The organism is Kribbella koreensis, from assembly GCF_039525325.1.
In the GTDB taxonomy this organism is placed as follows: Bacteria; Actinomycetota; Actinomycetes; order Propionibacteriales; family Kribbellaceae; genus Kribbella; species Kribbella koreensis.
On record NZ_BAAAHK010000004.1, the window covers coordinates 65,446 to 78,046 of the forward strand.

Genomic DNA, 12,601 nt, shown 5'->3' on the forward strand with positions numbered 1-12,601 from the left:
CGACGTCAGCTGGCGGTTTGAAAGGTTCGGCGGTAGTCCTGCGGCGGCACTCCGACCACTCTGCGGAAGTGGTGTCGTAGCAGGGCTGCGGTGCCGAAGCCTGCCTCGGTGGCGATTTGTTCTATGCCTAGGCGGGTTTGTTCCAGCAGGGTTCTGGCGTGCAGGACTCGTTGGGTGGTGACCCACTTCAGGGGAGTGGTGCCGGTTTCGGCGACGAAGCGGCGGGCGAAGGTTCGGTCGGACATCTGGGCGCGGCGGGCCAGGTCGGGGACGGTGTGTTCGATGGTGAGGTTGTCGACCATCCAGTCCAGGACGGGCTGCAGGCTCTCGCCGGATGATTCGGGGACCGGTACTTCGACGTACTGGCGCTGGCCGCCGTCGCGTTGCGGTGGGACCACCATCCGGCGGGCGATCCGGGTCGCCACTGCGCTGCCGAGCTCTCGGCGGACGAGGTGGAGGCAGGCGTCGATGCCGGCGGCCGTACCGGCGCTGGTGATGATGTCGCCGTCGTCGACGAAGAGCACGTCCGCGTCGAGCTTGGCCAGCGGGAACTGCTCGCGGAACTTGTCGGCATAGCGCCAGTGGGTCGCGCAGCAGCGTCCGTCGAGCAGCCCGGCCATCCCGAGCACGAAGGCGCCAGAGCAGACCGTCAGCAGGATCGCGCCGCGTTCGTGCGCCTTGCGGAGCGCGTCCAGGATGCGTTCGTCGTACGCGCCCCGCCAGGTGGTGGCCGGCAGCGCGACCAGGTCGGCATCCTCCAGCTCCTCCAGCCCGTACGGCGCGATCACGGCCGAGTGGCTGCTCGTGCTCAGCGGCACGCCCGGGGTGGTCGAACAGACCTTGAAGTCGAAGGCCGGTACGCCGTCGTCGGTCCGGTCGATCCCGAACACCTCCGACAGCACGCCGAACTCGAACAGCGCGACGTCCTCCATCAGCACCACAGCGATCTTCCGCAGCATGCGCACCAGTATGGCAGTAATTTGTGGATGACTGTCAATAGTGCCAATTGTGGCTGGATGTAGTTGGTAGCATGATTACTGCCATGAACGGAATCATCGTCCTCGCAGTACTCGCGCTGGTAGTCATCGCGGCTCTCGAAGGCAGCAGCAGGCGGAACGCCACCGGGCTCGGACACGCGCCCGACGGCACCTGGGTTGCCGACGACCGCGACCTCGCCAGGTCCAAGCTCGACCTGCTCGCCCTCGGCGGCGCGGCAGAGCCGTTCTCCCACAAGCCCGTCGCCAACACCGGCAGCGTCGTCAGCATCCGTCGCGCCCGGGTCCTTCACTCGCACGGCCGCCACGCGGCCTGACAGCTAGCACCACAGTGGCGGGGAGGTTCACCCTCCCCGCCACAGCTGTGTACTACGGGCAAGTGCCGTTCACCGGCGTCGCCAACCCGGTCCACATGAACGCGTCGCTCACCCAGGTGCCGTCGCTCAGCCGGTTCCACAGGCTGGTGGTCCCCCAGCGGCCCGTGTGCGAGGTTCCGTTCTTCGAGCAGGAGATGTTCACCGTCGTCCCGTCGGCCACACTGCCGGCCAGCGCGTAGTTGGTACCCGGCCCGGTCCGCTTGTTGACGGTAGTACCGCCGAACGAGTCGATGATCCCCTGCGTGAAGCCCAGCGCTCCGTAGTTGTACAGCTGCTGCCCCGGGCTCCGCAGTGTGCTCCCATGCAGAGCAGTGCCGTTGTACGCCGACGCTGCGTTCTGGAAGACCCAACCGCCGACGTTGTGCCCGGCGATCCCGACATACGCGCTGTTCTGCCGCAGGGCGAAGTGCACGTGGTTGCCACTGGCCGAGCCGCCGCACGACACGTCCGTACCGATGTTGCCGAGGAACGTGCCCTCACTGACGGCCAGTCCGTTCGCCGCGATGTTGTTGAACATGTGGTAGTAGTCCGTGGAGTATCCGCGGTCGTGGATGACCCGGATCCAGCCCTTCCCGTTGCCACACATCGTGTACGCCGTACCGCCGCGCGCCGCGAGCACCTGGCCGTTGCCGCCGGCCAGATCCACTGAGCTGTACGGCGTATCGGTACCGGCCCAGCCGTGCGGGCCGCCCGGCATGCTCCAGGAAGCGCCGGTCGCGAACGGCAGCCGCATGCCGGTCCGGAAGTCGCCACCAGCCGCCTGCGGAGCGAAGGACTGCCCGAAGAGCTGCTTCTCCTTCGCCGACACCACTGGGGACGCAGCGGCCAGCTCACTGAAGGCCCGCTCGCCTTCGAGCCCGACCTGCCACTTCCCGTCGACCAGCCTGGCTGCGAACAACCACCCCTCGGGATGACTGTCCTGCCCCTTGGGCGCCAGCGAAACGGTAGTGCCGAAGACCGAGTCCGTACCGGCGCCCCGAGTCACATTGACCTGGATCCCAGCCGTCTTGGCCTTACTCGACTTGGCCACATTGACCTTGGCCGTCACCGCCTGCTGCAGATCCTGCTGCGGCGCTTGCGCGGCCGTGGCAGGCACAGCCAAAACTCCCGCAAACAAGCCGGAACCAAGCACAACTGCCCAGCGCCGACGCGAGTTGAACGTCATAACAGACCTCCTGATGGGACGGAACAGGATTGGTGGCTCGAAGCTATCGATCGACTACGGAGCGTCGGTTATGTTGTGGGCTGGATGCCGTCCAGAGACTGTCCACTGGGGTGAGGTGAGGCAATGGACAGCTCCGCCCTGGCCGCGCTCGGCGCTGCCATGCTCCGCTCCCGCCTGTCCCGCGGCTTGTCGCTCCGCCAGCTGGCCGCCCGCCTGGGCATGCAAGGCCACGGCGGCCTCTCCGACTACGAAAAAGGCCGCCGCCTAGCCCCGGCCGATCTGATCGAACGCTACGAACAACAACTTCAGATAACCGACGGCCAACTCACCGCGCTCCGCGCGGCCGCTCTCGCTGAGCGCGCGGTGCAGAAAACAGAACCGCAGTGGGCGTCAGGTGCAGCGGGCGGGGACGGGGAGGGAAGTGGGCGAGGCGTAGCCGGGCCAGGTGCGGGCGAGATCGGGCGCGGGTGGCGGGAGGAGGCGGGGCCGGGCGGCGCCGCCGGAGACGAGGCCTGGCGGCCGGCCTTTGCTATTGCGGAGTTGCCGGCTGCGCCGGCGGACTTTCAGGGGCGTGGGCCGGAGGTGGCTCGGCTGTTGGGGGCTGCTGCGGATTGTTTGGCCGGCGGTGGGCCGGTGACGGTGGTGGTGGCGGGGCAGCCGGGGGCGGGGAAGACGTCGTTGGCGGTGCGGGCGGCTACGCATGCGTTTGCGTTGGGGTTGCGGGATGCGCAGTTCTTTGTGGAGTTGGGGTCCGCCTCGCCTGGGGTGGTGTTGCATCGGTTGTTGCGGGCGCTGGGTGTGCCGGATGTGCAGTTGCCGCCGGATGTGGCGGGGGCAGCAGCGATGTTCCGGTCGCGGCTGGCGGGGCGACGGTGCGTGCTGGTGTTGGACAGCGCGCGTGATGAGGCGCAGGTACGTGCGCTACTGCCTGGACCAGGACCTGTACTAGTTGTTGTTACCAGTCGTCAGCGGCTGACCGGCTTGGCCGGTGCCCGGCGGGTGGACCTCGCAGAGCTGGCCGAGGACGACGCGCAAGCGCTGTTGACGGACATAGTCGGCAAGGCGCGTGCAGCCGCCGAGCCAGAAGCCGTCGCCGAGGTAGTCGCCGCCTGCGGACGCCTACCGCTCGCAGTGCGCATCGCCGGGAACAGACTCGCCTGCTGGCCCGACTGGTCGATCGCACACCTCGCCGAGCTGCTCAGAGACGAGCAGAGCCGACTAGGCCGACTCACCGCGGGCGACCTGGCCGTACGAAGCGCATTCGCCTTGTCCTACAGGGAGATCTCGCCAACGGCCGGCCGACTCTTCCGTCGACTAGTACTCGCCCCAGGCGCCGACTTCGAAGTACAGGCAGCTACTGCTCTCCTCGGCGCACCAGCCGAAAGCGCCTTGGAAGAACTAGCCGGAGCAAGCCTCATCGGACTAGCAGCGGTCCCCGGCCGCTACCGCATGCACGACCTGCTCCGCCTCTACGCCTCCGAACTCCTCCAGGAGGAGGGTCAACGAGCAGAAGCCGAATATGCCTTGTTTTCTTGGCTTTTCGCCCACGCGCGAGCAGCTGCAGCTGCACTGGCCCCAGAGTCGTCCGACTACCCCGGCGGCCGCGCAGCCGCCTTAGCCTGGCTCGACGCCGAGGCAGGCGCGCTGCTGGGTGCGGTACGGCGTACCGGTGAACGCCTAGACGGCGAACTCGATCCCCTCCTACGAGACCTCACCCAACGCATCCCCTGGTACTACGACCTGCGCTGCCGCTGGTCCGACATGGTCGAAGTCGCCAACCACGCTCGAGTTGCCGCCGACCGCTCAAACAACCTGGCAGAGCGCGCTTTCGCCCACAGCATGCTCGGGCTAGGACAACTCGGCCAACACCAGTACCGCGCAGCCCTAGCCTCCTGCGAACTCGGCCTCAAAGACGCCAGAGCAGCAGGACTAGCCGCCGAGGAAGCAGAACTCTTCGGCCGCCTAGGCCTCGCCTACGAAGGCCTAGGCCGGTACGCCGAAGCAGAAGCCCGCCATGCCGACCACGCGGAGCAGTGTCGAGTACTAGGCGACCAGTGGGGCGAAGCAGCCGCAATAGGCCGCAGATCCCACGCCCTGCAGATGCTGGGCAAGCACACCGAAGCAGCAGCCTGCCTCCGCCGAGCCCTGAAGATGCGCTCCGAGCTAGGTGACCAGCGAGGAGTCGCCATGGCCGAGTACCGCTTCAGTGCCCTCCGCAACGACCAGGGCAACCACGAGGAAGCCCTGCAACGGGCCCGCCGAGCCCTGGCCGTCTTCAAGTCCCACGACGACCAGTGGGGCACCGCAGTAGCCCACTACGAACTAGGTCGCTCTCTAGCGGGCCTAGGCCGCCTCCGCGAAGCAGCATCGGCGTACCGGACAGCAGTGAAAGGCCTGGACGAGGTAGGCGAATGGCAACGCCTGGCCGAAGCCTCCGCAGCCCTCACCGACGCACAAGCTCGCGTCTGAGCACCAAGCCGGCGGCTGCCGGACGGCGGTAAGAATCTGTCAACCAATTCGACTCAGATCGAAAGTTGACCCCATCGGTTGGCAGGGTGGATGGTCCACCTCGACTGACGGAGGATCACTTGATGGAGCGCAGGACCCTACTTCTCGGCCTGGCGGCGGCGCCGGTGGCGGCGGCTCTCGGACAGCAGCAGGCGCAGGCCGCGGCGACGGCGAGCTACTACGTCGGCACCACCGAGCAGACGCAGAACAAGGTGATGGTCTTCGACAAGAACAAGGCGTTCAGCGACGCCAACCGGCACTGGAGTTTCAGTCCGGGCGGCGGGGCCTGGGCCAACCTGTCGGATGTGAAGTTCCGGGCGACCGAGGCGCAGGGGTGGATCGCGCTGGTGGCCGCGTCGGGTGGCAAGGCCGGGATCGTCAATATCGGCAGCGAGAAGGACACCGAGCTCAACGACCTGTCCTGGTCGGCGACACCGGGTGGCAACCCGCACGCGATCGAGCGCGTACCCGGCAACGGCTCGGTGGTCGTCGCCAGTTCGGACGGCAAGCTGACCGTGTACGCGCCGAGCACTGTCGGCAACCTGGGCAGCCTGGCGAAGGTACAGACCATCGACTACGCCGGCGCGCACGGCGTGCTGTGGGACCCCACCTACGAGTTGCTCTGGGTGGTCGGCAAGAACCGGTTCAGCCACTACGCGGTGACCGGCAGCAAGCGCGCTACCAGGCTCAAGTACGCCGCGCACTTCAGCCTGGGCAGCGGAAACCTCGGCCACGACCTGCAGCCCGACTACACCAACAAGCAGAAGATGTTGATCACGGCAACAAAGGGTGTGTACGAGCTGCTCACCGACGGCGGTACGTTCCGGAGCCGGCAGATCTCCACCGAGCGCAGCGTGAAGTCGTACGTGAAGCACTCGTCGGGCGAGGTCGTCTCGATCAAGGGCGACGGCACCCAGCCGCGTGACTGGGCCAACAAGACGGTCCGCTTCTCCGCGTCGCCCGACCGGACCCGCACGGGCGCACAGTTCTACAAGGCCCGGATCTGGACCACCGCCTTCCAGTAAGCCGCTGCCTGTTGGGGTAAAACCACAGGCGTGGCCCGGGGAAGCTGTGCCACAGTCGGGCTCATGGACGACTACCGCACAGTGAACCGGGCCAGCTGGGACGAGCGGGTGCCCGCGCACGCCGCGTCTCCCGACTACATGCTGGACAAGTTCGCCGACCCCGAGTTCCTGAGCCAGGTCGTGCAGTTCGACCTCCCGCGACTCGGCGACATCGCCGGGCTACGCGGCGTGCATCTGCAGTGCCACATCGGGACCGACACGGTGTCGCTGGCGCGGCTCGGGGCGCGGATGAGCGGGCTGGACTTCTCCGGGCCGGCCATCGAGCAGGCACAGAAGTTCGCCGACGGGCTCGGGCACCAGATCGACTTCCACCAGGCCGATGTGTACGACGCGGTCGAGGTGCTCGGCGAAGCGCAGTACGACCTGGTCTTCACCGGGATCGGTGCGATCGGCTGGCTGCCGAGCATCCAGCGCTGGGCCGACGTGGTGGGCGCGCTGCTCAAGCCCGGCGGGCGGCTGTTCATCCGCGAAGGGCACCCGATGCTGTGGTCGCTGGGCGTCTCGAAGACGAGCGGTGAGATCGTGCTCGACGCGCCCTACTTCGAGACCGAGGCGCCGCAGGTCTGGGACGAGGGTGGCACCTACGTCGAGACCGACACCGAGTTCAGCCACAACACCACCCACGAGTGGAACCACGGACTCGGGGAGATCTTCACGGCGCTGCAGAAGGCCGGCCTGGACGTCACCCACCTCGAGGAGCACGACAGCGCTCCCTGGGATCCGCTGCCCGGCCACATGACGCGCGACGAGCAGGGCGAGTGGCGCCTCACGGATCAACCGGAACGTCTCCCCGCCACCTACACCCTGCAAGCGCGCCGCCGGCAGTAGCTGTCCAGCTAGGTGCCTAGTGAGCGCTCCGGCGCTGCTGCACCTTCTGGAACATCTCCTTGGCCTTGCGCTGGTTCTCGGGCTTGCTGAGCTCACGCTGTGCGACCTGCAGCAGCTTGGCGACCACAGCGCCCTTGACCAGTGTCTTCACGAAACCCATTGGGGGCCTCCTTCTCTCCTGCCTACGACGTTAGCGGTACCCACAACCATTCCCCATGGGTGATCCCCCGCAGCTGTCCCTCAGACGTGGTCGCTGTAGGCCAGGTGGGTACCGCAGTGGAGGCAGCGGAACAGGTAGCCGGTCGCCTCGCCGGTGGGCGACAGGGTCCGGACATAGTCCTGCTGGACCATCTCCAGCGCCTCGGGGACGGTCAGTAGGTCCTCGTACCCGACCTTGCCCAGGTACGCCGCGGCGTCGGCGCAGTGGAACATCCAGTGCTCCTGCTGCCAGCCGCTGAACCCAGGAGTGCGGGTGAGCACTTCGGTGAGTACAGCGCGCGGTACGTCGTCCGGAACGTTTGCCACGTCGGTGAACTCGGCCTCGAACAGCGTGGCCGCCGAGCCGTCCGCGATGCACCACAGGCACAGCTCCTCGACCACCTCGTCGGCGCTGTAGACCGGCCCGGTGTAGATGAATCCCCGCTGGCGGCCACAGCACCGGCACGGCGCGTCACCGGTGATCACCTCGCCGGTGGCCACCGGATCGGGGTGATAGCGGAAGGTCGGTACGTCGCTCACCCCCAGACCTTGGCGGACCGAAGTACAGGCGTGCAAGTCACCCGCATTACCCCGTCCTCATTCTCTTGTGTTGCCCCCCGACTTCCTCCCCTCCGCCCTCCTTTCTTTCCTTGCACTGTCGGTGCCGTAAGGCACACTGGGGGGCGTGCCCGAGTTGCCGGAGGTTGAGTCGCTGGCGGGGTTCCTGCGGGAACGTGCCGTCGAGCGGGCGTTCGTGCGCGCCGACATCACCGCGATCAGCGCGCTGAAGACCTACGACCCGCCGATCTCCTCCCTGGTGGGCCTGCTGATCGACGACGTGCAGCGGCACGGCAAGTTCATCGACATCTCCGCCCAGGGCATCCACCTGATCATCCACCTGGCCCGCGCGGGCTGGCTGCGCTGGCGCGAGGAGCAATCCACCGGCCTGGTCCGCCCGGGCAAGGGCCCGATCGCCTGCCGGGTGGTGCTCGACGACGGCTCCGGTTTCGACCTGACCGAGGCCGGCACCCAGAAGAAGCTCGCGGTGTACGTGGTCCGCGACCCCGCCGAGGTGCCCGGCATCGCCAAGCTCGGCCCAGACCCGTTCACGCTCACCATCGAGGAGTTCGGCGACATCCTGAAGGCCGCCGGCCGGGTCCAGATGAAGGGCGTACTGCGCAACCAGTCGGTGATCGCCGGCATCGGCAACGCGTACTCCGACGAGATCCTGCACGTCGCGAAGATGAGCCCCTTCAAACCGGCCTCCAACCTGTCCGCCGACGAGCTCCAGCAGCTCTTCGACGCGATGCAGGACACCCTGCGCGACGCCGTCGCCCGCTCGGCCGGCCTCGCCGTCCAGGACCTGAAGTCCGAGAAGAAGAGCGGTATGCGCGTGCACGGCCGGACCGGCCAGAAGTGCCCGGTCTGCGGCGACATCGTCCGCGAGGTCAGCTTCGCCGACTCCTCGCTGCAGTACTGCGCCACCTGCCAGACAGGCGGCAAGCCGCTCGCCGACCGCCGCCTGTCCAAGCTCCTCAAGTGACCGGATGACGCGGTGGCCGGCCGGGGCTGCGATGATCAACCTATGACTCCGGAGATTCCCGCAGTGGTGGTTGCCGACGTCGATGACGCGTTGCTCGCCGAGGCGTTCGTGCTCGACGTCCGTGAGCCGGACGAGTGGGCCCGCGGCCACATCGAGGACGCGGTGCACATTCCGCTCGGCCAGCTGCAGGAGCGGGTCGGCGAGGTGCCGCTCGGCCAGAAGGTGCTCTGCGTCTGCGCGGTCGGCGGCCGGTCCTCGATGGCGACCCAGTTCCTGGCGTCCCAGGGCCGCGACGCGATCAACCTGGACGGCGGCATGACGGCCTGGGAAGGCGCCGGCCGCCCGGTCGCGCTCGACTGAATCTGGAAATAATCTTCCGGTAGCCGATCAAAGACGTTACTTTGTCACCGATCGGTTGACCGGCGTACACCTGCGTCTCACACGGCGGTAGGTCGCACGGCGTCGGATGGCCGCGTCCGCCCACGCCGAGGAGGCCGCTGTGTCGTTCCGTCGCGTTGCCGTCAGTGTCACCGCAGCGACCGGCCTGGTGCTCGGTACTGCGCTCAACCCGGCCTTCGCTCAAGCCGTCGAGCACCAGCCGGCCGAGCAGCAACCGCTCCCCGACAGCGCCATCGCCGGGGACGGGCTGGTGACGAGCCGGCAGGACGACCCGATCGCACCCGGCGTCGACCACACCGCGTTCGAGCGGCTCGACGCCCGCGGCTGGCTGCGCGGCGACATCATCGTCGCCGATCTCGACCAGCACGGCGTGACCGTCGACTACGTGAACACCGGCAAGGTCTCCGGCGGCCAGCCGCTCAGTCAGCAGCTCGCCCGCGAGGGCGCGATCGCCGGTGTCAACGGCGACTTCTTCGACATCAACGACACCACCGCCCCACTCGGCGTCGGAATCGACCATGGCCGCCTGGTCAACGCTCCCGCGGCCGGACATAACGACACTGCCGTGATCGGCAAGGACGGCCTCGGCCGGATCGCCCAGGTCTTCCTCCAAGGCACCGCGACCGACGACGACGCCGTCAAGCTCGACCTGACCAACCTCAACTCACCAGGCGTCAACGCGGGAGGCATCGGCCTCTACACCCCCGAGTGGGGCGACGCACCCCGCACCAGAACCGTCGACGGCGTACCGGACGTCCGCGAGGTCCTCCTCCGCGACGGCGTGGTCGTCTCCTCGGCCACCACCCCCGGTACGACGCCCCTAGCGGCGAACGAACTAGCCCTGATCGGCCGAGACGCAGGCGCCGTCTCCCTGGCCGCCTTCGAACCCGGCGACAAGGTGGAAGTCCACTACGGCCCCCGCCCCGACGCGCTCGACGCCGCCGTAGCGATCAGCGGCAACTTCCAATTGGCCCACGACGGCAAGGTCCCCGACGACGTCCCCGATGCCGACCTCGCCCCCCGAACCGCCGTCGGCTTCACCGAGAACGGCCGCCGCATGGTCCTCCTCACCGTCGACGGCCGGGCCACCGGCTCCCGCGGCCTGTCACTGAAGGAAATGGGCCAGCTGATGGTCGGCCTCGGCGCCGACGACGTCCTCAACCTCGACGGCGGCGGCTCCTCCACGATGCTCGCCCGCTCACCCGGCGAGGCCGCGCCCGAGGTCGTCAACGACCCGTCCGACGGTGGCGAGCGTCTGGTCCCCAACGGTCTCGGGCTCGTTCCCACCAAGGGCTCCGGCAAGCTCAAGGGCTTCCATATCGAAGCAACCGGTACCGCGGCCGAAGAGGCCGACACGGACGTCTCCAAGAGCGCCCGCGTCCTCACCGGCCTGTCCCGCGTACTGACCGCGCACGGCTACGACGAGACCTACGCGCCAGCCACCGGTACGCCGAACTGGTCCACCGGCAGCAGAGCTGTAGTGAGCCGCGAAGGCGTCGTCACCGGCCGCCGAGCAGGCGATGTCATTGTCACGGCCGCGAAGGGGTCGGCCCGCGGCCGGTTCCCGATGACCGTGCTCGGTACGCCGATCCGCCTGGCCCCCTCGACCCGGCAGGTCTCGTTGTCGGACGCCACCGCCAAGGGCTTCTTCACCGTCAACGGCTACGACGCGGACGGCTTCTCCACCTGGGTCGAACCGCGCGACGTCGAGCTCACCTTCGACGACAAGCTCGTCACGGTGGTTGCCCGAGGCAATGGCTTCGACGTGAGCGCGATCGGCTCCGACGCCGTCTCGACGGTCGTCACCGCGAAGGTCGGCGCGCTCACCACCCAACTCAGTGTGACCGCAGGGCTGACCAGTCAGGTCGTGGACGAGGTCGACGACCCGAGTCACTGGGTGGCGAACGCAGTACCGGTCGGTGCTGCCACCGCGTCCCGGTCGGTTGCCGAGGGGCACGATGGTGGTCAGGCGATCGCGTTGGACTACTCGTTGACGGGGAGCACCGCGACGCGGGCGGCGTACCTGGCGCAGACTCCGCAGGAGATGCTGCCGGGTCAGCCGCAGAAGCTCGGCGCCTGGATCTACGGCGACGGCAAGGGAGCGTGGTTGCGCGCGAACGCCTACGACGGCGCGGGCGGGTCGGCCCAGACGCTCAACCTGGCGGCGGCGGTCGACTGGACCGGCTGGAAGTACGTCGAGGCGAACATCCCGCCGGGGCTGACGATGCCGCTGCGGTTCTGGCGGATCTACGTCGTCGAGACCGTGCCGACCCGGCAGTACTCCGGCCGCATCGTGATCGACGACCTGACCGTCCGCGGTGCCCCGCCGGTGACGGTCGCGCCGCCGGCCAAGGTGATCGACCCGATGGTCGTCACGGACGGTACGGCGACCGGCGGCGGGCGCTGGAAGTTCGCGGTCATGTCGGACGCGCAGTTCACGGCCGACGACCCGAACTCGGACTTCGTGAAGCAGGCCCGCCGGACGATCCGCGAGGCGCTCGCGCAGCACCCGGACTTCCTGGTGATCAACGGCGACTTCGTCGATCGCGGGTTCGCGCAGGACATCGCGCTGGCGAAGAAGATCATCGACGAGGAGGTCGCCGGCAAGGTGCCGGTGCACTACGTGCCGGGCAACCACGAGAGCTACGGGCCGGGCGATCTGTCCGAGTGGGCCAAGGTTTTCGGTGCTCCGACCAGCACGTTCGACCACAAGGGCACCCGGTTCATCCTGCGCGACTCGTCGCTCGGGTCGCTGCGGGCCGGTGGGTTCGCGCAGATCGTCGACCTCAAGCAACAGCTCGACGACGCAGCAAGCAACAGAACCATCAAGAACGTCGTGGTGATGGCGCACCACCCGATAGACGACCCGTCGCCGACTCAGAACTCGCAGCTCGGCGACCGCAAGGAGGCTGAGCTGCTGGTCCGCTGGCTGGCCGACTTCCGGTCCTCGACGGGCAAGGGCGCGGCATACATGGCGGCGCACGCCGGGACCTTCGCAGCGACCCGTACTGACGGAGTGCTGCTGCCCTTGACCGGCAACTCGGGTAAGGGCCCAGCAGCGGCTCCGGACGCTGGTGGCTTCACTGGGTGGGCGCTGGTGGGCATCGACCCGTCAGCGGAGGAGGCTGCCGCGGGTGAGCGGCACTGGTCGGCACCAGAGAGGGACTGGTTCCAGGTCGAGCTCAGGGCGCATGTGGACTCGCTGGAGCTCGCCGCGCCAACCACGCTCAAGATGGGCAAGACAGCACCGGTCGCGGCGACCGTAGTACAGGAGAACCGGCGGGTGCCCGTGTCCTTCCCCGTCTCCGCCGACTGGTTCGGCTCGTCCCTCCTGCACATCGGTCCGGTCCGTACTGCGCCCTTCTGGGCCGTGGCCTCCTACGACCCGGCTACTGGCACCCTCACCGGCCTACGCCCCGGCACTATCCAGCTAGGGGTGACAGTCAACGGCACCAGCAAGAGCACACCCGTGCAGATCGACTGGTAGCCCTCACACAATGCGG

Annotated in this window: 11 protein-coding genes; 7 read left to right on the top strand and 4 right to left on the bottom strand. The window is 68.0% G+C overall.

Annotation, left to right across the window (positions count from 1 at the left end):
* Positions 1-5: 5 nt before the first annotated feature.
* Positions 6-959: a GlxA family transcriptional regulator gene (locus tag ABD116_RS08585; protein ID WP_343966749.1), complete on the bottom strand. Its 954-nt coding sequence runs from the start codon at positions 957-959 to the stop codon at positions 6-8.
* Between the two features lie 83 nt (positions 960-1,042).
* On the opposite strand from ABD116_RS08585, the gene ABD116_RS08590 reads away from it, so the two are divergent.
* A complete protein-coding gene (locus tag ABD116_RS08590) occupies positions 1,043-1,312 on the top strand; it encodes a hypothetical protein (protein WP_343966752.1) in 270 nt (89 codons plus the stop codon).
* A gap of 52 nt (positions 1,313-1,364) precedes the next feature.
* On the opposite strand, the gene ABD116_RS08595 is transcribed toward ABD116_RS08590, so the two are convergent.
* Complete coding sequence (locus ABD116_RS08595) at positions 1,365-2,468, bottom strand: peptidoglycan DD-metalloendopeptidase family protein (protein ID WP_343966754.1); 1,104 nt, start codon at positions 2,466-2,468, stop codon at positions 1,365-1,367.
* A 192-nt stretch (positions 2,469-2,660) separates the two neighbouring features.
* Here ABD116_RS08595 and ABD116_RS08600 point away from each other — a divergent pair, with 192 nt between their 5' ends.
* From ABD116_RS08600 to ABD116_RS08610, 3 genes are all read left to right on the top strand, one after another.
* On the top strand, positions 2,661-5,006 hold the full coding sequence (locus tag ABD116_RS08600) for a tetratricopeptide repeat protein (RefSeq protein WP_343966756.1): 2,346 nt from the start codon (positions 2,661-2,663) through the stop codon (positions 5,004-5,006).
* A gap of 122 nt (positions 5,007-5,128) precedes the next feature.
* A complete protein-coding gene (locus ABD116_RS08605) occupies positions 5,129-6,070 on the top strand; it encodes a DUF6528 family protein (protein ID WP_343966758.1) in 942 nt (313 codons plus the stop codon).
* Between the two features lie 63 nt (positions 6,071-6,133).
* A complete protein-coding gene (locus ABD116_RS08610) occupies positions 6,134-6,958 on the top strand; it encodes a class I SAM-dependent methyltransferase (protein WP_343966759.1) in 825 nt (274 codons plus the stop codon).
* A 16-nt stretch (positions 6,959-6,974) separates the two neighbouring features.
* Here ABD116_RS08610 and ABD116_RS08615 read toward each other — a convergent pair whose 3' ends face one another.
* On the bottom strand, positions 6,975-7,118 hold the full coding sequence (locus tag ABD116_RS08615) for a hypothetical protein (RefSeq protein ID WP_185441943.1): 144 nt from the start codon (positions 7,116-7,118) through the stop codon (positions 6,975-6,977).
* 80 nt (positions 7,119-7,198) lie between these two features.
* On the bottom strand, positions 7,199-7,696 hold the full coding sequence (locus ABD116_RS08620; protein ID WP_343966763.1) for a CbrC family protein: 498 nt from the start codon (positions 7,694-7,696) through the stop codon (positions 7,199-7,201).
* A gap of 145 nt (positions 7,697-7,841) precedes the next feature.
* On the opposite strand from ABD116_RS08620, the gene ABD116_RS08625 reads away from it, so the two are divergent.
* The 3 genes from ABD116_RS08625 to ABD116_RS08635 all read left to right on the top strand — a co-directional run bounded on the left by ABD116_RS08625 (position 7,842) and on the right by ABD116_RS08635 (position 12,585).
* Positions 7,842-8,699, top strand: a complete 858-nt coding sequence (locus tag ABD116_RS08625; RefSeq protein ID WP_343966764.1) for a DNA-formamidopyrimidine glycosylase family protein — start codon at positions 7,842-7,844, stop codon at positions 8,697-8,699.
* Positions 8,700-8,741: 42 nt separating this feature from the next.
* A complete protein-coding gene (locus ABD116_RS08630) occupies positions 8,742-9,059 on the top strand; it encodes a rhodanese-like domain-containing protein (RefSeq protein WP_343966766.1) in 318 nt (105 codons plus the stop codon).
* Positions 9,060-9,198: 139 nt separating this feature from the next.
* Positions 9,199-12,585, top strand: a complete 3,387-nt coding sequence (locus ABD116_RS08635) for a phosphodiester glycosidase family protein (protein ID WP_343966768.1) — start codon at positions 9,199-9,201, stop codon at positions 12,583-12,585.
* Positions 12,586-12,601 lie beyond the last annotated feature (16 nt).

What these genes read in the sequence shown, in the direction of transcription:
- ABD116_RS08585 (WP_343966749.1), bottom strand. Translation starts at nt 959, where the DNA reads ATGCTGCGGAAGATCGCTGTGGTGCTGATGGAGGACGTCGCGCTGTTC.
- ABD116_RS08590 (WP_343966752.1), top strand. Translation starts at nt 1,043, where the DNA reads ATGAACGGAATCATCGTCCTCGCAGTACTCGCGCTGGTAGTCATCGCG.
- ABD116_RS08600 (WP_343966756.1), top strand. Translation starts at nt 2,661, where the DNA reads ATGGACAGCTCCGCCCTGGCCGCGCTCGGCGCTGCCATGCTCCGCTCC.
- ABD116_RS08605 (WP_343966758.1), top strand. Translation starts at nt 5,129, where the DNA reads ATGGAGCGCAGGACCCTACTTCTCGGCCTGGCGGCGGCGCCGGTGGCG.
- ABD116_RS08610 (WP_343966759.1), top strand. Translation starts at nt 6,134, where the DNA reads ATGGACGACTACCGCACAGTGAACCGGGCCAGCTGGGACGAGCGGGTG.
- ABD116_RS08615 (WP_185441943.1), bottom strand. Translation starts at nt 7,118, where the DNA reads ATGGGTTTCGTGAAGACACTGGTCAAGGGCGCTGTGGTCGCCAAGCTG.
- ABD116_RS08630 (WP_343966766.1), top strand. Translation starts at nt 8,742, where the DNA reads ATGACTCCGGAGATTCCCGCAGTGGTGGTTGCCGACGTCGATGACGCG.